Origin of the sequence: uncultured Paraglaciecola sp. (assembly GCF_913020055.1) — a bacterium.
Lineage (GTDB): Bacteria > Pseudomonadota > Gammaproteobacteria > Enterobacterales > Alteromonadaceae > Paraglaciecola.
Map to the genome: position 1 here is coordinate 29076 of NZ_CAJWCF010000009.1, position 22027 is coordinate 51102.

General features: G+C 41.1%; 15 protein-coding genes. 6 read left to right on the forward strand and 9 right to left on the reverse strand.

What is annotated here, in order from left to right; genetic code table 11:
• Positions 1–161: 161 nt before the first annotated feature.
• Positions 162–1715, reverse strand: coding sequence for a threonine ammonia-lyase, biosynthetic (gene ilvA / locus QZ488_RS03490; protein ID WP_293746276.1), 1554 nt, complete (start codon positions 1713–1715; stop codon positions 162–164).
• Complete coding sequence (ilvD, locus tag QZ488_RS03495; protein WP_293746278.1) at positions 1716–3563, reverse strand: dihydroxy-acid dehydratase; 1848 nt, start codon at positions 3561–3563, stop codon at positions 1716–1718.
• 355 nt (positions 3564–3918) lie between these two features.
• Between ilvD and QZ488_RS03500 the strand changes: the two genes are divergently transcribed.
• The 3 genes from QZ488_RS03500 to vgrG all read left to right on the forward strand — a co-directional run bounded on the left by QZ488_RS03500 (position 3919) and on the right by vgrG (position 8478).
• Positions 3919–4548 (forward strand): trimeric intracellular cation channel family protein, encoded by a 630-nt coding sequence (locus tag QZ488_RS03500; RefSeq protein ID WP_293746280.1) that lies wholly within the window; start codon positions 3919–3921, stop codon positions 4546–4548.
• 63 nt (positions 4549–4611) lie between these two features.
• Entirely contained in the window at positions 4612–6126 is a 1515-nt protein-coding gene (locus QZ488_RS03505) for a YifB family Mg chelatase-like AAA ATPase (RefSeq protein ID WP_293746282.1), read from the forward strand.
• A gap of 555 nt (positions 6127–6681) precedes the next feature.
• Positions 6682–8478 carry a type VI secretion system tip protein VgrG gene (vgrG, locus tag QZ488_RS03510; RefSeq protein WP_293746284.1) on the forward strand — a complete coding sequence of 599 codons (1797 nt, stop codon included), beginning with the start codon at positions 6682–6684 and terminating at the stop codon, positions 8476–8478.
• Between the two features lie 218 nt (positions 8479–8696).
• Here vgrG and ilvY read toward each other — a convergent pair whose 3' ends face one another.
• Entirely contained in the window at positions 8697–9551 is an 855-nt protein-coding gene (gene ilvY, locus QZ488_RS03515) for an HTH-type transcriptional activator IlvY (protein WP_293746286.1), read from the reverse strand.
• Between the two features lie 145 nt (positions 9552–9696).
• Between ilvY and ilvC the strand changes: the two genes are divergently transcribed.
• A complete protein-coding gene (gene ilvC / locus QZ488_RS03520) occupies positions 9697–11181 on the forward strand; it encodes a ketol-acid reductoisomerase (protein WP_293746287.1) in 1485 nt (494 codons plus the stop codon).
• 357 nt (positions 11182–11538) lie between these two features.
• Entirely contained in the window at positions 11539–11871 is a 333-nt protein-coding gene (locus QZ488_RS03525; RefSeq protein ID WP_293746289.1) for a hypothetical protein, read from the forward strand.
• 177 nt (positions 11872–12048) lie between these two features.
• On the opposite strand, the gene QZ488_RS03530 is transcribed toward QZ488_RS03525, so the two are convergent.
• The 6 genes from QZ488_RS03530 to QZ488_RS03555 form a co-directional block, all read right to left on the reverse strand.
• Complete coding sequence (locus tag QZ488_RS03530) at positions 12049–13281, reverse strand: multidrug effflux MFS transporter (protein ID WP_293746291.1); 1233 nt, start codon at positions 13279–13281, stop codon at positions 12049–12051.
• 100 nt (positions 13282–13381) lie between these two features.
• Positions 13382–15313: a prolyl oligopeptidase family serine peptidase gene (locus QZ488_RS03535; protein ID WP_293746292.1), complete on the reverse strand. Its 1932-nt coding sequence runs from the start codon at positions 15311–15313 to the stop codon at positions 13382–13384.
• Positions 15314–15424: 111 nt separating this feature from the next.
• A complete protein-coding gene (locus tag QZ488_RS03540) occupies positions 15425–15901 on the reverse strand; it encodes a histidine phosphatase family protein (protein ID WP_293746294.1) in 477 nt (158 codons plus the stop codon).
• A gap of 4 nt (positions 15902–15905) precedes the next feature.
• Positions 15906–16502 (reverse strand): carbonate dehydratase, encoded by a 597-nt coding sequence (can, locus tag QZ488_RS03545; RefSeq protein ID WP_293746296.1) that lies wholly within the window; start codon positions 16500–16502, stop codon positions 15906–15908.
• A 67-nt stretch (positions 16503–16569) separates the two neighbouring features.
• On the reverse strand, positions 16570–17457 hold the full coding sequence (locus QZ488_RS03550; RefSeq protein WP_293746298.1) for a response regulator transcription factor: 888 nt from the start codon (positions 17455–17457) through the stop codon (positions 16570–16572).
• Positions 17450–20818 (reverse strand): ATP-binding protein, encoded by a 3369-nt coding sequence (locus QZ488_RS03555; RefSeq protein ID WP_293746300.1) that lies wholly within the window; start codon positions 20816–20818, stop codon positions 17450–17452. The genes QZ488_RS03550 and QZ488_RS03555 overlap by 8 nt, the downstream gene beginning before the upstream one ends.
• A gap of 258 nt (positions 20819–21076) precedes the next feature.
• On the opposite strand from QZ488_RS03555, the gene QZ488_RS03560 reads away from it, so the two are divergent.
• Complete coding sequence (locus QZ488_RS03560) at positions 21077–22009, forward strand: porin (RefSeq protein WP_293746302.1); 933 nt, start codon at positions 21077–21079, stop codon at positions 22007–22009.
• Positions 22010–22027: the final 18 nt, after the last annotated feature.

A 22027-nucleotide genomic window follows, 5' to 3' on the forward strand; every position in this document is an offset into this window, starting at 1 on the left:
ACAGTCCATAATAAGGCTAAAACAAAACGTCAGAAGACCACTAAAAAAGCCTTAAAAAAGATAGAAACGACTAAGGTGTAACCTAAATCCTAAATAGTTTAGTAATCAACCACTGTCATTGGGCAATCCCGCGCTTCTATAGCATTAACTATTTTCTGAATTTATGACTCAAATACACCATTCAGATCAGACAAGAAAAACTTATAGGCTGGATTATCGGTTTGCTCTTCATACAAATAACCCAATTTGGCTAAGTGTTTATCAAATTCGCTACGATCAGCATCAGCTATATCAAAGCCAGCTAATACTAAACCGTCAGCAGCCCCGTGGTTGCGATAATGGAACAAGGTAATATTCCATCTTTCACCCAAAGTATCTAAAAACTTCATTAATGCACCTGGGTGCTCTGGAAACTCAAAGGAAAATAATTTTTCGTTGAGTAGACTAGGTGGCCTACCACCTACCATATAGCGTACATGCAACTTAGCCATTTCGTTTTCAGATAAATCGAAACTACTATAACCATTGCTAGTGAGAGATTCGGTCAGTTGGGCTAATTCTTCACGACCACCTTTTAGCTTGATGCCGACAAAAATGTGGGCTTCGCGATCGGTAGAATAACGGTAGTTAAATTCGGTGATGGCTCGTCCACCTAGCAATGCACAAAAGTCCCTAAACGCACCGGTACGCTCTGGTATTTTAACCGCAATCACCGCTTCTTTTTGTTCGCCTAACTCACAACGTTCAGAAACATAACGCAAGGTATGGAAATTAATATTAGCGCCACATAAAATCCCGCCAATTTTTTTGCCTTGCATAGGATGTGATTTAAGATATTTGCGAATACCAGCAACCGACAAAGCGCCAGCTGGCTCAGCAATAACACGAGTGTCATCAAATATATCTTTAATCGCTGCACATATTTCGTCAGTGTTAACTGAGATAACTTCGTCAACGTATTGTTGGCATAAACGAAAAGGTTCATCCCCAATAATTTTAACCGCTACACCATCGGCGAAAATCCCCACATGGTCTAGCGGTACAGGTTTACCTGCTAACATCGCCGCCTGCAAACAAGCTGACTCATCAGACTCTACGGCGATGATTTTTAGCTCAGGCTTAAGTTGCTTCAAAAACACCGAAATACCTGCGATTAATCCACCTCCGCCAACAGCAATAAATAAGGTATCTAAATCAGGATTTTGTTCAAGTAATTCACGGGCAATGGTGCCTTGGCCTACAATCACGTCTTCGTCATCAAAAGGCGAAACCATAGTATAACCGTGCTCTTTAGACAGGCGTAAGGCTTCTTCTTTTGCTTGATCGAAACTAGTGCCATGCAACACTATATTGACAAACTCACCGCCAAAATCACGTACTGCTTCAACCTTTATATCTGGTGCTGTAGCAGGCATCACAATTGTTGCATGGATACCTTTTTTCCTAGCTGAATAAGCCACACCTTGGGCATGGTTACCAGCAGAAGATGCCACCACACCTTTGGCGAGTTGCTCATCAGATAATTGGCTTAACTTGTTATAGGCGCCGCGCAACTTAAAGGATTTAACGGGTTGCTGATCTTCTCGTTTCAGCCAAATTTCATTACCTAAAGAAGCAGATAGTTTTTCTAACTTTTGTAGATCAGAATTCACCGCCACATCGTAAACGGGTGATAACAATATACTCTTTAGGTATTCATTGGCTGTACGGGTCATTTAATCTTCCAATTTCGATGCATCTCGCACCGCACCTTTATCAGCACTGGTGGCTAATAAAGCATAAGCTTTAAGGGCAAGTGAGACTTTACGCACACGAGATACCGGTTTCCATGGTTTTTCACTAGCATCCATCTTTTCACGGCGAGTTTGTAGTGCTTGCTCGCTGATATCAATATCTATTTTACGGGCTGGGATATCGATAAGAATAGTGTCGCCTTCTTCTACCAAACCAATACCACCACCACTGGCGGCTTCAGGTGCACAATGCCCAATAGACAAGCCTGACGTACCACCTGAAAAGCGGCCATCAGTAATCAATGCACACTGTTTGCCCAAACCTTTAGCTTTAAGATAAGTGGTGGGATACAACATTTCTTGCATACCCGGACCACCTTTAGGGCCTTCATAACGAATCACAACCACGTCGCCGGCTATCACTTGATCATCTAAAATAGACTTTACCGCTTCATCTTGGCTTTCGAAAATACGCGCTCGACCAGTAAACTTATGAATAGATTCGTCAACCCCAGCAGTTTTAACAATACAGCCATTTTCGGCAATATTACCAAATAATACGGCTAAGCCGCCTTCTTCGCTAAAGGCATTAGCGCGATTGCGGATACAACCATTTTCACGGTCAGTATCGGCACTTGGATAACGACAATTTTGACTAAAAGCTTTAGTGGTGCGAATACCTGCAGGCCCTGCTTTGTAAAATTCCAATGCATATTCATTAGCCGGATCAGTAATATCCCACTCGGCTATCACTTCACCTATGGTTTTACCTAATACGTGTGGCGAATCAGCATGTAATAATCCTGCACGATTTATCTCCGCTAAAATACCCAGTACACCACCAGCCCGATGCACGTCTTCCATATGATATTCAGGAGTCGAAGGGGCGACTTTACATAAATGCGGTACCTTACGAGATAACCTGTCGATATCGTCTAATGTGAAAGGTATTTCACCTTCAACAGCAGCGGCGATTAAATGCAAAATTGTATTGGTTGAGCCACCCATAGCGATGTCTAACGTCATCGCGTTTTCAAAGGCTTTAAAGTTGGCGATATTGCGCGGTAATACTGACTCATCGTCTTCTTGATAATAACGACGACATAATTCTACTATTTGTGTGCCTGCTTGTTTAAATAAACCTTCACGATCGGCATGTGTTGCCAACATTGAACCATTACCTGGCAATGACAAACCTAAAGCTTCAGTCAAACAGTTCATTGAATTAGCGGTAAACATGCCTGAACAGGATCCACAAGTTGGGCAGGCAGAACGTTCAACTTGATCACTCTCTGCGTCGCTTACATTCTCATCTACACCTGCGACCATAGCGTCTACCAAATCCAATTTAATGATTTGATCAGACAACTTGGTTTTACCCGCTTCCATTGGCCCACCAGAAACAAAAATAACCGGTATGTTCAAACGCATAGAAGCCATTAACATGCCGGGAGTGATTTTGTCGCAATTAGAAATACAAACTATGGCATCGGCGCAGTGAGCATTCACCATATATTCAACTGAATCGGCAATAATCTCGCGAGAAGGCAAACTATACAACATGCCGCTATGACCCATAGCAATGCCATCATCCACAGCTATGGTATTAAATTCTTTTGCTACGCCACCAGCCGCTTCTATGCTGCGCGCTACAAGTTGGCCCATATCTTTTAGATGCACATGCCCAGGCACAAATTGAGTGAATGAATTGGATACAGCAATAATAGGCTTCCCAAAATCTCCATCTTTCATACCAGTGGCACGCCATAGGGCGCGAGCCCCCGCCATATTTCGTCCTTGGGTGCTTGTGGCTGATCGTAACTTTGGCATGGTCTTTACTCTTTAATTAATTATCTAAACTGATTGAGTTAACTGTTATGGCCACCCTACTAACAAGCAGTACCATTAACAAAAAACCCTTCGAACTTTCGTGCGAAGGGTTTAGAATTCTTACTAGACGTAAGCACTATCCCCGCAATAAAATAATCACTAGCCCTTGGGCTAAGTAAATTGTCACTGCATTGCGCAAAAAAGAATAGGGCATCACATCACAAGTTTTATTTATCATCACTGGATATAGAAATAGCATGAAGCTGATATTTTGATCAAGCATTGCTATATGCCTTTTTAGCGGGTTATATACCCATATACATCGAATACTAAACACATCAATTTTAGAGGGCTTATGGAAACTTGGTTACATTGGGTTGATTTAGCGGGGGTAGCTGTATTTGCAATCGCTGGCACACTGATGGCTTATAAAAAACACATGGATGGTTTTGGGGTTGTTGTGCTCGCATCTGTAACTGCGATTGGTGGCGGAACACTGCGCGACATGATTTTAGATTTACCGGTATTTTGGGTACAAGATCCAAGCTTTTTCTATGTGATTATCCTCGCGGCCTTTTCCACAATCATGTGGTTGCGTAGCAAAGATACCTTCCCACTTCGCTATCTATTTTTTGCCGATGCTATTGGCTTAGCCTTTTTTAATGTAATGGGCCTACAAAAGGCACTCACTTACGGCGCAAATCCTCTTATTGCTATTGCGTTAGGCACAATGACAGGTGTATTTGGTGGATTAATTCGAGATGTGATTTGCCGTGAAATTCCTATGGTGCTAAAAGGCGAACTATATGCCACTGCCTGTATTCTTGGAGGAGCAAGTTACATCTTAGGCATACAGCTAGGTTTAAGTACCGTAAGTTGCATGATAATTGGATTCTGCATCACTTTATTCTGCCGCTTAGGTGCTATGAAATGGAACTGGCACCTTCCTGTCTTTAACCCCCATGATTCAGTCAAGGATGAATAACTCGCAATTTTATAATGATTAGCTAGCCTTAAGACTTACCCTGTATGCAAAAGGAGTTGCTTCATGTCTTTAGCCGTTGTTTATTCAAGAGCCAGCGTTGGCATTGACGCCCCTCTGATTACCGTTGAAGTGCACTTAGCTAATGGTTTACCTTGTTTTAACTTAGTCGGTTTACCCGAAGCCTCAGTTCGAGAAGCCAAAGACAGAGTGCGCAGCGCGTTAATTAATTCTGGTTTTGAATTTCCTGCAAAACGCATCACAGTCAATCTAGCGCCAGCTGACTTACCTAAAGAAGGAGGGCGTTTTGATTTAGCTATTGCGATAGGCATTATCGCTGCGAGTAACCAACTAACCAGTAATCAATTAGAAAATATAGAACTGGTAGGTGAACTCGCACTCTCTGGAGAAATACGTGCAATTACCGGTGCATTACCTTTTACTTATGCATGTTCACAAGCTAAACGAATAGCCATATTACCCAGTGAAAATGCAGCGGAAGCATCATTGATAAAACTCGCCAAGATTGTGCCCGCCAATCAACTATTAGATGTATTTCACCATATCGCAGGGCAACGCACGCTTGATTTATACCAAGCTAAGTCTTCAGAACAACAAGTGGCATATGACAATGACCTACAAGACGTGGTCGGCCAGGCTGCAGGAAAGCGAGCTTTGGAAATAGCAGCAGCCGGAGGCCACAACCTACTTTTTACTGGACCACCAGGTACCGGTAAAACCATGTTGGCCAGTCGCTTAATCACCATTCTACCTCCCATGACAGATGAAGAAGCTTTAGCATCAGCAGCTATTCATTCAATCGTAGGTAAACCTGTAGACCCTGCCACATGGAAACAACGAGCATTTCGCCATCCACATCACACCAGCTCAGCCGTTGCTTTGGTTGGAGGAGGCAGTATTCCTAGGCCAGGTGAAATTTCATTGGCGCACAATGGGGTGCTTTTTCTCGATGAACTGCCAGAATTCGATCGAAAAGTGTTGGATGTATTGCGTGAACCACTAGAGTCAGGGTCTGTCTGTATATCCAGAGCCGCTAGGCAAGCCCAATTCCCTGCAAGGTTTCAGCTGGTTGCCGCAATGAATCCCAGCCCAACAGGTAGCCTAAACGACGGGCGCAGCAGCTGTGAACAAATATTGCGATACCTGAATCGTATCTCTGGCCCATTTCTAGACCGGATTGATTTGCAGGTTGATGTGCCCAAACTGCCCAGCAATGACTTTTCTGAACAAGTGAAAAGCCGTGGTGAAAGCAGTCAGGTTGTGCGAGAGCGAGTCATTCAAGCTTATCAATTACAGATAAATCGCTGCGGTAAAACCAATGCCCAACTCGGTAGTAAAGAAGTGGAACAATATTGCAGATTAGAAAAAACAGAACAGCTATTTTTAAAGCAGGCGGTAGAAAAACTGGGATTATCTTTACGCACCTACCACAGAGTTCTCAAAGTCGCGCGCACTATCGCTGACTTGGCGCATTGTTCAGACATTAATAGGCAACACCTAGGCGAAGCCCTTAATTATCGAGCTTTTGATAGAATGTTGGCACAGTTAACTAACGGTTAAACAAAACTCGAAAGGCAGGTTCGTCAGTAACCCAGAACGAACTGTCAAACTAAAGCAAACTTTACTCTGACTCAACCTTGAGGCAAATTTTAATTTATCCTCATAATTTATTTACACACTACGGTGAGCCATCTTTATTGTTTACTTCTGGTAATAGACGTTTTACCTTGAGCGAAAGGGTTAAAACGCCACTGTTACTTGTCAACAATCCTGGAAACTCAGATGTGGCACCTATAGAACAAAGTCTTGCTAAAAATACTGCCAAAACTTCAAGCAGACAGCTTGAAAAAGGTGCTTCGTGAAAGTAAACCGTACGTCTCAAGTGAAATGTACGTTTATCTATGAATCTATTTTAGATACAGGCCAGGAGAAAAACATGGTGAGAGCCACATAATCCAATAACCCAACTATCTGAACAAGCCTATAGCCCCACTATCAACTATATGGTGCAAGTGGCGCAATTTAATGATTTCAATAAATTTAAGTATCTACAGTCGAGAACGCAATTGCTATTTACAGCGGTTTTAACGACCCATCAAATTAAGAGGCTAAGCTATGAATGATAAGAGCCAACTAGGATTCTGTGATCAAGTAAAAATGCTCATCTACGTCAAGGACAGCCTAATCCCTGATAACTGTCAAGTTGCTTCAGTGACCACAGAAAAAGGAGTAAACAAAATTAGCTGTGCGAACATCCAAATTCTGGATGGCAGTGCTAGCGAAGAAAATTTTAAAGTTAGCTCTTCGGACATTTTTTTACCTGGAAATGCTATTACCATTAAAGCTGGTTACGGTGTCGACAGTGAGTTGATTTTCGAAGGAGTAATTACCAAACAAGCATTAAAGGTTCAACCTGAAGAGGGACCATACCTAAATATAGAATGCAAAGACCAAGCGGTAAAAATGACAATAGGGCGTAAAAGTGTCAGCTTCGTTGAAACTACAGATTCAGATGTAATCAGCACACTGATTGGCAACTATAGTGACATATCTGCTGATGTCACCACTACCACCGTAACCTTACCAATCCTTCAACAGTATTATGCTACTGACTGGGACTTTATGCTCACACGTGCTGAAGTCAATAGTCTACTAGTTACCACATTAAATAATAAGGTGTGTGTGTTTTCACCCACAGCTGATACTACTTCAGTGTTGACCATAAGTTATGGTGTCAATATGTACAATTTTGATGCCCAGATGAATAGTTTGACGCAGTTTAATCAGGTTAAGGCGACAGCCTGGGATTACAAAACCCAACAACTTGTTAGTGCTGAAGCTACTAATAACTTAGCTGGTGCCGGTAATATCAGTAGCGACTCTCTATCTCAAGTAGTCGGCCTAAATGACTTTCAGTTGCAAACCTCAGCGGCACTAGACAGTGAAAGTCTTAGCAACTGGGCCAAGGGGCAAATTCTCAAGAGTGAATTGTCGAAAATAACCGGCGAAGTCAAGATTCAAGGAAGTAGTAAAGTTGAGCCGGGTAATTACATTACAATTGAAAGAATGGGAGAACGGTTCAACGGCGATTACTTTGTCAGTGGTGTTAATCATGATATCAGCGAAGGCAACTGGTTTACTGATGTTAAATTTGGTTTAGAAGCCAATGGGTTCGCGCAGGAGCCAGAGGCTATTCACCCTCCAGCATCTGGCCATTTACCAGGCATTCATGGATTACACTGTGCTACAGTGGAAAAAATATTTGACGATCCGGAAAGCGAATTCAGAATTCAAATTAATTTGCCATTGTTTGACCAAAACGGTGATGGCCTGTGGGCCAGGTTAAGTAATTTTTATTCAACCAACGGCCAAGGCGCCTTCTTCATTCCGGAAGTCGGAGACGAAGTCATAGTCGGTTTTCTCAATGACGATCCACGTTACCCGATTATTTTAGGCAGTATGTATTCAAGTAAAATTAAACCCTTCTCAACCCTTGAGACAAACGAAAAAAATAGCATCAAGGCGATCATTACTAAAAGTGAATTGCAACTACAGTTTGATGATGAGAACAAAGTGCTTACTGCTATTACTCCTGCTAAAAACAAGCTGGTTCTAGACGACAAAAATAAACAAATCACGATTCAGGATCAAGACCAAAACTCCATCGTAATGTCCAGTGATGGCATTACTATTAAAAGTCCTAAATCCATCAATATCGAAGCCGAACAGCAGGTATCAATCAAAGGTAAAACCGGAATAAATATTGGGTCATCGGGGGGCGATGTAACGGTAAGTGGAAATAATATTAAACAAACTGCAGACCTCCAGTTTTCTGCCCAAGGTAACGTAACTGCGTCAGTTAAAGGTGGAGGAGAGCTTACACTTAGGGCACCCATGGTTAAGATAAATTGATTAATTTGATTAAGATATGGAGACTCATCGAAGGTGGCGTAAATGATGAAACTTATTACATTAAGGTATTTTCAGCATGCGCAGAACTGAGCGACTGAACGATATTGTTCATCATTTACGATGAATGCACCAAGCGGTCATCTTCCGCCTACTATGTTTTATATCGATGATTTAGAAGCCATGGCGCTGGATATTGGTATGGTAGGCAACTGGACAAATTAACAATTAAACAACGCTTGGATGGCTGGCTCTTTTGCTCTTTTTTTCAGGCAGCACAAACCCAGCTGATAAGGCTCAATATCATCTAATTTAATGCGATTTACTTTTTGACCTATAGTGGAGTAGTCCAACACAACCTCGGGAACTATGCCCAAGCCACAACCTAGGGCGACCATACTCACTATCGCTTCATTGCCAGCCACTGTGGCATACACTCTAGGTCTTATGCCTTGCTCAGCAAACCAATGGTGCACAATACGCTTGGATGGACCCGACTCGGGTAAAATGAACGAATGTTGACGCCAGTCCACTTGTTCTAAACGATTTAACAAGGTGTCTTTGGAGGCTATGAGTAACAGCGGTATTTCACCCAATGACAGAAACTCCAACTCAGCAGGAAAATCAGGCGTGTAAATAGCAATGGCCGCATCAACCTCTTGTTGCATCACTTTACTGACTGACAACGCTGGATCTCCGGTACTCAACTTAATTTCAACTTGTGGATATTTATGTCGAAAATTATCCAATAAACCGGGCAAATGACTTTGGCTTGCAGTCACCGAACAAAATAAACTCAGCTCACCTTGTAACTGCTGATGCTCCTGTTGTAGCTCCCATTTTACTTTTTTCCATTCAGTCAAAATTTGCTGAGAGAAACCCAGAAGTTTTGAACCAGCAGCAGTGAGTTTTACCTTACGATTATCCCGCGCGAATAAAGTAGTACCGCATTCCTCTTCAAGCCTTTGAATTGAACGACTCAAAGTAGAAGGGCTGACAAACATTGATTCCGCAGTTTTACTAAAATGTAAACTACTGGCCAAATGTTGAAACAATTCTAAGCTGCGAATATCCATCTAATTGCCTTTTTTCAATACTGTTGCGTTTTATGCAACATAATATTTCAAATATATCATTTTAAACAACATAGGTTTAGCTCTATTATCCGAGCATCGCAAGTGACTCACTAACTTGCACTTAACTAAGACTAGGAATTTACCCATGGCAAATTATTTCAATACATTATCTTTACGTCAGCAACTTGACCAAATTGGTCGTTGTCGTTTTATGCAGCGTTCTGAGTTTTCAACAGGTTGTGATTTTCTGAAAGGCAAAAAAATTGTCATAGTAGGTTGTGGTGCACAAGGTTTGAACCAAGGTTTGAACATGCGTGACTCTGGTCTAGATATCTCTTATACATTGCGCCAAGCAGCAATCGATGAAAAGCGTGAATCTTTCCAACGTGCTAGTGGTAACGGCTTTACCGTTGGCACCTATCAAGAACTTATCCCTACTGCTGACATTGTGTATAACCTTACGCCAGACAAACAACACTCAAGCGTAGTGGAAGCGGTTATGCCTCTTATGAAAAAAGGCGCGACTTTAGGTTATTCACACGGTTTTAATATTGTTGAAGAAGGTCAACAAATTCGCGCTGACTTAACAGTTGTGATGTGTGCACCTAAATGCCCAGGCACTGAAGTACGCGAAGAATACAAACGTGGTTTCGGCGTACCTACATTAATTGCTGTGCATCCAGAAAACGATCCTCAAGGTCAAGGTTGGGATATTGCTAAAGCATTAGCTTCTGCAACTGGTGGTGATCGTGCAGGTGTGCTTGAATCTTCTTTTGTTGCCGAAGTGAAGTCTGACCTTATGGGTGAGCAAACTATTTTATGTGGTATGCAACAAGTGGCTGCAGTTTTAGGCTACGAAAAAATGGTCGCTAATGGCATCGATGCGGGTTATGCAGGTAAATTGATCCAAGACGGTTTAGAAACAATTACTGAAGCATTAAAAATTGGTGGGGTCACCAATATGATGGACAGACTTTCTAACCCAGCTAAAGTAAAAGCGTTTGAATTATCTGAACAATTAACTGAATTACTTCGTCCTCTTTTTGGCAAACATCAAGACGACATTATCAGCGGTGAATTTTCTCGCACTATGATGGAAGATTGGGCCAATGGCGATGCGAACTTGCTTAAATGGCGTGAAGAAACCGGCCAAACAGGTTTTGAAAAGTCACCTACATTTGATGGCAACATTGATGAACAAGAATATTTCGACCACGGTGTATTTTTAGTGGCGATGATCAAGTCTGGTGTTGAACTCGCTTTCGATGTCATGGTTGAAGCGGGTATTTTACCAGAGTCTGCTTACTACGAGTCATTGCATGAAACACCATTAATTTCGAACACTATCGCGCGTAAACGTTTATACGAAATGAACGTTGTGATTTCAGATACAGCTGAATACGGTAACTACTTATTCGCCAATGCAGCTATCCCACTTTTAGCTGAAAAACTGATGCCTAGTATTGGTACTGACCTTATTGGTAAGGCCTATACAACTGCGACTAACAGTGTTGATAACAAAAAACTTGTTGATATCAACAAAACTATTAGAGAACACGGTGTAGAAACAGTTGGCGCTAAGCTACGTGGTTATATGACTGATATGAAAACAATTGTCGCGTCAGCATAAGCGACTCTACATATTGATATTTTAAAACGATTTCTGTCGTAAGGTGCTTGATAAAAGCCCTCTTGCCCAGCCAATTTGGCTGGGCTTTTTTATACCTAAAAAAAGTTTCCCAAAGCGCCACGTATGCAAATAGAGACACCTCAAAACCATTAATTCTAAAGGTCTTCAGATATATTTGTATAAAAAACAAACATAACCCAAGCTCTTTTAGCTGACGGCCACCATAAATATCATCACTGTTGCAAAAACAAGACTCTTTTAAGCGCCTGCAATCTATATCTCGCCATTATAGTGGGCTGCGACTTTGGCCTACGAGTTGCAAAACCTAATTAATACCTCTACACACTGGGATTAAATATGGACAACTCAATAACGCGAATTTCTCAAATAGATGATTGGTTCTTTGAAGTTAAAATGGTCAGAGCACTAAAGTCTAAAAATTATGGAGACCCATACTCTGCCATTGCTAGCCTAACTGCGAACGGTCATCAAATGTTTATCGATTCACATTTATCCAACACCAATGAAAATTTGGGTAAAGATGACTTCATGACTATTTACAAGTTTTGTCAGCAATTGGGAATGAAACACATAGGCTACGACAGAGTAAAAAATGGTTACAGATCGTCAAAGCTAGTCGACATTTTAGAGAATCAAATCTCTAGACCTAATATCCGCTTAGTGAAATAAGATTTATACGATGTATTGGCGTATACATAAAAAAGCGCCAAGTAAACACCAATAAATGGTAATGCTTGTTACAAGACGCGCAAAATCAAACAATGAAGGGATGTATAAGAATCAAACCGTCGATTCAGCTTAAAGATAACCATAAGGTGCTGAATAAAAGATGAACAAATTATGAATTTAAAGTTCTGAACGGGATTTATTTGCGTACCAATAAAACGTAAAAGACAAACAGCCAAAACCTAAAAACCCTAAAGCTACGGGTGTGATCGAAGACTCAATAAAACTGCCGACCAAAACAGCAGTAAGCACTGAAACTATACTGCTTAATGATCCAATAATAGCCGCGCCTAATCCAGCCATCCCACCCAAAGGCTGCATAGCCATTGCATTGATGTTACCAAACAAAATTCCAATGCAGAAAAAGGCACAAAACAAGGTAGAAACAAACTGCCACAAAGGCGGAACGCCATCATTAACCAAACATAAAACGGTTAGCAATGTAGAAAACAGTAACCAACCTAACATTGCCCAAGTACACAATTTACGCATGCCCAAACGCATGACTAATGTACCATTGATAAAAGATGCCAAACCTATTGAGAAAGCCAACATGGCAAAATACATAGGGAACAATTCACCGGTATCATAAATTTGTTGGAATATAGTTTGCGATGAACTGATATAAGCCAAAAAGGCACCAAAAATAATGCCAGCCGAGAGTGTATAAAACATCACAAGTTTATGGGTCAGAATAAATTTACTAGAAATCCTCAATTGCGACCAACTAAAAGGTAGACGCTTTTCTTTAGGTAACGTTTCTGGTTGGCGAATAAAAAACCATAAGCCCGTTAATAAACCAAAAAGCAAAAATGATGAAAAAATATGCTGCCATGAAAACCAAAACAAAATTGTTTGACCAAAAATAGGCGCCAACATAGGCACAAGTATAAAAACCATCATGATAAAAGACATGACTCTTGCCATGGCTTCGCCTTCATACTTATCTCTGATCACGGCTAATGTCGCAATTCTTGGCCCTGATACACCAAAAGCTTGAATAACACGGCCAACTAACATCACCTCTAACGATTCGGCATTCATACAAACGATTGAGCCGATGGCAAACACTATCAAACCAGAAAGTATGGCGTAACGCCGGCCTTTGTCATCAGATAAAGGTCCGTAATAGAGCTGACCAAAAGCCATACCAATAAAAAATAGCGAGACGATTAAATGACTTTGCCTGGGATCAGTAATTTCTAAATCAGCAGCAATTTGAGACATTGCAGGCAAAACTGCATCTATGCTCAAAGCAACCAAAGACGTCATCAATGCCATAAGCGCAACAAACTCAAATAAGCCAATATCAGGCTTTGTTTGGTTTGAAGTAGAATTGTGATTGGATGACATGTTGGTACCAGTGATTTTTAAGGCTGAGGATTTTAGCACTGCCTATTGCAAGTGCTTAGAATTTTTAGCTAACTGTTTTACTCGGTGCTTATAAAAGCATTTAGTCTGCTAAATGCCTTTTCAAAAAAGCATCCATCGCCTTAAACGCAGCATGCCTGTTTCTTTGAATAGACAAATAGTGATCACCACTTTCAAACTCTATGTATTCCACAGGTTTATCTAAGTCTTGTAATTCGTCAACCATCATACGACTTTGTTCAACATCGACAATTCGGTCATCTTCACCGTGCAAAAACAACATAGGAATTTTAACTTTTTCAGCTTGATAATAAGGCGAGCGCGCCTCAAGGTCGTCCGAATCATCACCAATTTGATTTTTAACAAATTTACTATTGGTGTACCTTCGACTTCTTGAGACCAATTTTTTCAAGTTTGTTACCCCAGCAAAACTAATTGCGCACTGAAATAAGTCGGGAGTTTTAACTGCAGCCATAGCAGCTGCATAACCACCATAACTCGCTCCAACAATACACATACTGTTAGGCTTCGCAATTTTCTGTTCAACCAACCAATTAGCAGCATCGGTCAAGTCATCTTGCATTGTTAAACCCCAGCCCTTCATTTGACTCTGAGCGAATTCGTAACCGTATCCCGTCGAACCTCTAAAATTAGATCTAAACACGGCGTATCCACGGTTAGCAAAAAATGAGGTCCAATAATCAAACCCGTCACTTTCCCGAGCGCCCGGTCCTCCATGTGGGTGTAAAATTGCTGATACAGGCCCATCTACATTTAGCGGAAATGTTAAGTAACCTTCAAGCTCAGTAACATCTCTAGCTGGATAAGTCACAAATTTATGCTCGGTCAGAACTTCTGGCAATAATGCCGGGAATTGCTCTAAAATTGGTGTCACAGACTTATCTTTGCGGTTACCTAAATAATACACACCTGGTGTGTAGTCGTTTTCTGTGTACAGCAAGTAGACATTCTCGTCTTGGCTAAAATCAACTAAATAAACATCACTATCTGGCAACGCTGCGTTTAACGATTGTTGAAACTTTGCAATTGAGTCATCCCAATAAATTCGTCCGTCTTCACTATTCGAGTGAAAAACACCGATTACATCATTGGTTTTTTTCGAATAAATTAATGAACCATCAACATCATAGTTTTCATCAGCAAAAACCAAAGTGGTTTCTTTACTAGGAAGGTGGATTTTAAATAATGCTTTTTTATCATTTTGATAAGCATTGTAATACAGAAAATTAGGGTCTTTAGCGAATCCAAGTGGGGTAATGCCGGGCTCTTCTAGGGCATTATGCTCAAACATTTTATGCCACTTTTCATCATCACCTATTCGTACTCGAATAGCAGCTTCGCCAGTTTTATAACTTAATGCTTCACCTAAACGTAAGTTACCTTGGCGATCGGCCATCCAGCTTCTTACTGACATTTTCCCTTTGATAATACGTGACTGCCTACCTGAATTAACATTGATCTTATAAACGCCAGGCAAATTAGCGACGTCTAAGTCCAATTCCATCAACACATGTTCAGGATCATCTGGCAAAAAGGATACAACGGAATCTTGAAACTGAGAAACATGACCATCATCGTAAATGCCTCTTTTCGTCTTCACAACTTGCCTTTGTACTGGCTCTTCACCATCTATATCGATTGCCAAAAGACGAGTTTCAGTTGTATCTGTACCATATCTTTTTGCGGCAAATACTATGCTGACTATCAGTGTTTTTTCATTCACCCAAGTAAACCAACGAATTTTTCGTTCTTCGTTATCAGATTTGACTATGTACTGCTTTTTACCCGTCAATAAATCAACAGTAGTCAATACTGCGATTTCAGGTGATTGATAGTTTCTAATGTAGGCTATTTTATTACCACTAGGAGACAGGTTGGGTCGAATATAACTGGGAAGTTGGCTAAAACTTTCAAGTGGTAATTCTTTTGAGTTGGTAAAACAAGAGGTAAAAATTAGCGCAGCAAAAAAGCCGATACGAATGATTCCATTCACTAGAAAACGTCCTAAAACAAATTAATGCCAATATTCTATACCCAAACCACCTCAAAATGCACATTTTGAGGTGGTTTGGGTATAACAAGGGTAAGTAGAAAAAGTTAAATACTATTTCAAGGAAATTTCAAAACTTGTTGAACTTAGAACTGAATCTTTGCTTTGCAACACATAGAGTGTGCCATATTCAGTCTCTTCAATTTTGATGCTAGGGCCACCCATTAATCCCAACAATTCGGGTGTGGTATTGCTGTGCCCTACCACAAGAATATCATTTTGAGTTTTTAACTCGGTAGCAAACTCAGCTAATTTTCTGGGATCGTAGGATTCTATTTGTAAACTTTTTAGCTCCGCAACTGGAGTCGCGGTCTCTTGCGTTCGATTGTAGTCAGTCGAATAAACTTTGCTCAGTGATTTGTCAGAAAAAAACGCGGATAGTGCTAAAGCCCTTGCTTTACCTGTTTCGGTTAGGCTTGGATTATCACTTTTCTGTTTTTCAAAATGGCGTACAAAATACCATGTTTGTTGTTCAGCAAAACTAAAGGTTGAAATGAACAAAAAACACCCACTTAGGAAATACTTGAACATCAACTTACTCCTGTTTTGTTACCTTTGATAAATCCTTTAAACGTCCATTACGTAAACTATAAATCCAACTGTGAACTTGCAGAGGCTGACCACGCTTCAGCGCGTCTTTTACAATATTGCTGCGTTTAACGTTATCTGCTTGTTCAAGCACGTTAAGCTCACAAAGCCGAGCCGACTTATCGTGCTCGTTGAGACTCGAGAGTTCTTCTCTGTGTTTATAAACAATATCTTTAATATGCCCCAACCAGTTGTCGATTAAGCCAAATTGTTGATCTTGCAGCGCCGCTTCCACACCACCACAGCCATAGTGGCCACATACAATCACGTGTTTTACTTTGAGCACATCTACTGCATATTGCAACACAGATAAACAATTAAAATCAGTGTGAACCACTAGATTCGCTACATTACGATGCACAAATATATCACCGGGGATCAGGCCAACAATTTGATTCGCAGGAACACGGCTATCAGAACAGCCTATCCATAAATATTCAGGTGTTTGACGCTTGGATAACTCGTTAAAAAATTCGGGGTCGGAACTTTTTAGTTCTTCCGACCATTCTTTGTTGTTTTGCAGAAGCTGTGTAATGTCGCTCATTAACCCTCACTTTGTTGAGGCGCAGTATAAAGAAACTAACTGCCACCACAAGTCCAACCTGTTATCTCTATGACTCCAATATTCGAATCGAGATAGCCGCGGCAGATGTTCTATTATCGACCCCTAATTTCTTGTAAATTTGTTCGAGATGTTTATTTGCTGTGCGTGGACTCATAGACAAAATTTGTGAAATCTCCCAGTTAGTCTTACCGTAAGACACCCAATATAACACTTCAGATTCGCGCTTAGTGATGGGTAGATGTTGCTGCAAGTCTAAAGGCGCTTTTTCAATTTTCTCCTCAACCACCTTAAGCATATGTTTATCGTTTTGCTGACGCTCATACATAATTTCAAAAGATGTCACAAAACACTTCACCTTTAGGTTTTGACGGCCGCCTGTTGTCAACCAACCTTTTAATAAGTCGGACAACGTGGCCCATGGGCTCATATCGTCGCCAGCAAAATCATCGATTAGCTGGTGCGCTCTGGGTGTTGCCCAAGATAACCGCCCTTGATCAGTCACGCAGAACACATTACTGCCTGCGTGATCTAAAGCATCTTGTGCACTTAGCGCCAATTTTGCAGTTTGAATATGGGTTTTAATCCGCGCTATGACTTCATCAGGTGAAATAGGTTTAGTCACATAATCTATCCCACCAGCTTCGAAACCTTTCACTACATCTTCGACATCAGTGAGCCCGGTCATAAATATTATTGGAGTATTAGGCCGCTGAAGTTTTAATCGGCGACAGGTTTCAAATCCATCCATTTCCGGCATAACGGCATCCATCAACACAACATCAGGCTCAATTTTTTCGGCGATAGAAAGTGCCTGAGCGCCATTCAGAGCGACAAGAGCGGTATAGCCCTGATTGTTTAAAGCCACATTGAGCATGCCCAAGGATTCAGGAGAGTCATCTACTACCAACACCACATTGTTCATTTTGTTATTCATTACACAATTCTTCAAGGTAACCGATAATTTTTGGAAAATTACACAAAGCAACGTATTCGTTAATTTGTGAGGTGACTTCCACAGGAAATAGATATTGGGTATGCAATTCTGCAAATTTATTTTTAAATCCAGATAGATAGCCAATTTCTGCCAATGAAATTAGTATTTTATATTGATGATTCGTAACCGGATTTTTTGAGTTGTTAGTTTGTTCAGCCGTGACACCTTGGTTTTCTACAGTTTCTGCATATTGCCATTGTATGTTAATCAACTCCCCAACTTTTCCTAATAGTGCAATCAAATTAACAGGCTTGGCCATATATCCATTGTGAAAATGTTCGCCAGCCATATTACTTTGAGTATCACGGGCATTGGCTGAGACCATTAAAACAGGCATAACATAACCACGGTCTCGGACTTCTTTGACCATTTGCCAACCATCCATATTTGGCATTCTTACATCCATAATAATTAGTGAAATTTGATATTCCGTTAGCATCTCCAACCCTTTAGCTGCATGTTCTGCTAGCAAAACCTCAAATCCTAAGGGCCTGAGAAGGTCTGCAAGTAATTGTCGTTGGTGTTGCTCATCGTCAACTACCAATATTGTTTTCGGCTCTTCCTTATAACCAATTGCTTTGGCTTGGGTGTATTCTGGTGCATTTTCATTTTTATTTAATTCCACCAGCATTAATCTAAAATTAAAGGTAGATCCTTGTCCTAGAGTACTTTTAACGGTGATTTCTCCGCCCATCAACTCAGTTAATGAACGGGATATAGTTAATCCTAACCCCGCACCTCCAATCGCCTGAGTATGCGCATTTCTGACCTGTTCAAAAGGTTTAAATATAGACTCACGATCCTGTTCGGATATACCAATGCCAGTATCAATCACACTGAAGTTTGCGACCTGGTTACGGTAACTTATCTTTAATGTCACTGAGCCCCGCTCTGTGTATTTGATAGCATTAGAAATGAGGTTAATTAATATCTGCCTGAAGCGTTGCTTATCCGTCGCTACATAATCTGGAAGGTTTGAACAAGGCTGATAAATAAATTCGATGTTTTTTTGTGCAGCCTTCATTTGAAACATATCAATCAGCTGCTGTAAAATCGCCTTTAAATTGATCTCATCACGTTGCAAGGTAAGCCTGCCCGCTTCGATTTTTGAGATTTCCAATAAACCTTCTATCAGATCAGCAAGATGCTCACCATTGCGTTTAACAATACCCAAAGTTTCACGTTGAGCCTGTGGAAAAGTGTCATCTTGACTGAGTAACTGGGCATAACCTAACATCACATTCAGTGGAGTTCTTAGCTCATGACTTAGCCCAGCTAGATAGCGACTTTTTGCTTCATTTGCCGTTTCGGCTTTTACTTTTGCATCTTGCAAGGCCAACGAGGTTTTTTCATGGGCGCTGCTTTCTTTCACCAATGCGTTGGCTAAGGAACGCAGCTCTTTAAGCGCCGAACGATTGCCAATACGCGCTAAAATAAACAACCAACTGACTACACCAATGATGATCAACAATAGGAAAAATATCTTAACCAACGTGGTAGCAAAGACTTGTTTAACAGCTACATCATCTACTGGTACCTGCAAATAAATCAAAAACAAAATACCCGCTCCTATTACACTCAAACTCAGTGTTACGCCTATAAATTGGGCCATTGGAGTGGTCATGACTCTGAGTAAATCGGTGGTCAAAAAACGTTGAAAGAAATGCTGAGATTGATTGGAAATAGTGCCTTCTGGCCGGCATTGGTCGCCGCAACGTACATCTAGAGAGCAACATAAAGAACAGATTGGCTTTTGATAAGCGGGGCAATAGGCCATGTCTTCATGGTCGAAGGTATTCTCACAGATATGACAACGAGTACTTTGAATGATGGGAACCTGTTGATTGTCTACAAGATAAAAACGGCCTTTGGTTAAATAACCTATAAGAGGTACTGTAATAAAAGGTAACCCACAAGCAATAAACGACCCTAAAGCCTTAGCGGTCTCACCATACCAACCAAAATGAGCAGTAAATCCACAAAAAGTGGCTATTAACATAGAACCTACGCCAACAGGGTTAATATCATATAGACCTGAGCGTTTAAATTCGATGTGGGGTGGGCTTATTCCCAAAGGTTTATTGATTAATAGGTCAGCAGTTACTGAGCTTAACCAGGCCAAAACAATCACCGAATAGACCGACAACATGCTCTCAATTGTCTGATAAATACCTAGCTCCATGAGCAACAAAGCGATGGCAACATTAAACACCATCCACACCACACGACCGGGATGATTGCGGGTAACACGGGAGAAAAAATTAGACCAAGCCAACGATCCAGCGTAAGCGTTGGCCACATTAATCTTAAGCTGCGATATCACCACAAACGTACAGGCCACAATTACCGCTAAGGTCGGGTTGTCGAATACTAGACTAAAGGCGAGGTTATACATGTGTGCCGGATCATCCGCTAAGTCCACCGACACCCCCTGCGCTAAAGCAAAATAGGCTAAAAATGAACCTAAAAACAACTTTAAGGCACCAAATATAATCCAACCTGGACCTGCCAAAATAAGCGCTGTCCACCATCGCCATTGACCCTGTTTGGGCTTTTCTGGCAGAAAACGTAAAAAATCTACCTGCTCACCGATTTGTGCCACTAACGACAACACTACAGCCGACGCACCGCCAAATAATAAAAGATTAAACCCTTGCCCTTGCTCTCCTGCTGCACCAGTGAATCCTAACCACTGCTGTAAATCGCTATCAGGATGAGTGAAAACAAAATACAAAGGAGTCAGTTGTAATACCACCCAAAACGGTTGGCTCCACACCTGAAAACGACTGATATAGGCAATCCCATGGGTTACCAAAGGCAAGACCACTAACGCGCTGACAACGTAAGCTATGGATAAAGGCATACCAAATAAAATTTGCAGCGCCATAGACATAATGGCGGCTTCAAGAGCAAAAAAAATAAAGGTAAAGGACGCATAGATAAGTGAAGCAATCGTTGAACCAATATAACCAAAGCCTGCTCCACGGCTTAATAAATCAATATCGACACCATATTTAGCCGCGTAATAACTGATGGGTAATCCGGTCAAAAACACCACAAAAATAACCGATAAAATTGCCCAGGCTGAATTAGCAAAACCAAAATTTAGAGTGATTGCCCCACCAATCGCCTCTAAAACCAGAAAAGACACTATTCCCAATGCTGTATTGGCTATGCGGCCTAAAGACCAAATACGTGCCCTTTTAGCGGTAAAACGTAAGGCAAAGTCCTCCATCATCTCGTTAGCAACAAGCTTGTTATAGGTTCTTCTTGTGGCCAGAATTTTTTTATTGGATTGCATGAAGGGGGTTTTTTATCTCAAGCGTGGCGGCGATAAGTGCAACTTATCTATACACAGGTTATTTAAAGTCTACACAACTTCAAAGCGCAGGAATATGCGTAGTTTGACGTAGTCCATTGCGCACTTCTGCCCATATTTGTTGTTGACCAAAGCATAGATACTTAACACCGCTACAAAAAACCTAGCAGTTGCAGAGTTATCACTCAAAAAAGATAACCCAAACTCAATTTTAAACTTTAAAACACTTGGAATATACATATGAAATTTTGCACTAAATTCACGCCTGTAGCAGCTGCTCTGTTACTAGGCACAATAACTGCCGCACAAGCTGAATTGTCAGCAGACAACCTAAGTGTTAGTGGTTTTATTGATATGTCTTACTTATCTATCGGTGTAGATGGAGCGGGTTCGACTCATGATTCTGGCATTGATCAGGTTGAATTAAATTTTGCTTATGATTTTGGCAATAAATTAACCGCGACTGTTGATGTTGAATACCAAAACGCCGCTGAAGGAGTAGATGTTGAGCAAGCCTTTATTTCTTACGCCATATCCGACAACTTTAGTATCAAAGCAGGTCGTTTTTTAAGTTATTCAGGCTGGGAAACAGAAGAGCCTACTGGATTGTTCCAGTACTCAGGTACAGGTTATGCCCAGTATTTCTACGGCTACTATCAACAAGGCGTGTCTGCATTATATAGCGGTGACAAATTTGCAGTCGCAGTATCTGTAGTTAACGATTTAGCAGGCCCTCAATCAACAGATACAGAGCATCCAGGCATTGAAACTATGGTGGCCTTTATGCCTACTGAAAACTTTACAGTTAAAGGTTTTTACTCTGTAGATGGCGATACTAAGATGATTAACACTTGGGCTGCTTACTCAGCTGATGCTTTAACCTTAGCAGTTGAATACAACTCATCGGAAGATACAGCTTTCGCCGGAAGTGAAGCTGATGGTTTTCTATTGATGGCTAATTACGCTTTCGATTCTTTTGGCCTAACCGCTCGTTACCACGATTATGAAGTTGAAGATGCCACTGGCGCTTCTTTTGAAGATGCGTCTGGTATCACCATTTCCCCAAGCTTCTCTGTAAACGACAACTTATTAATGGTTTTTGAATACCGAATGGATGAAATAAACGACGTAGATGTTAACTACTTAGCCGTTGAAGCCCTTATCACCTTTTAAATCGGATTCTTTTACGTT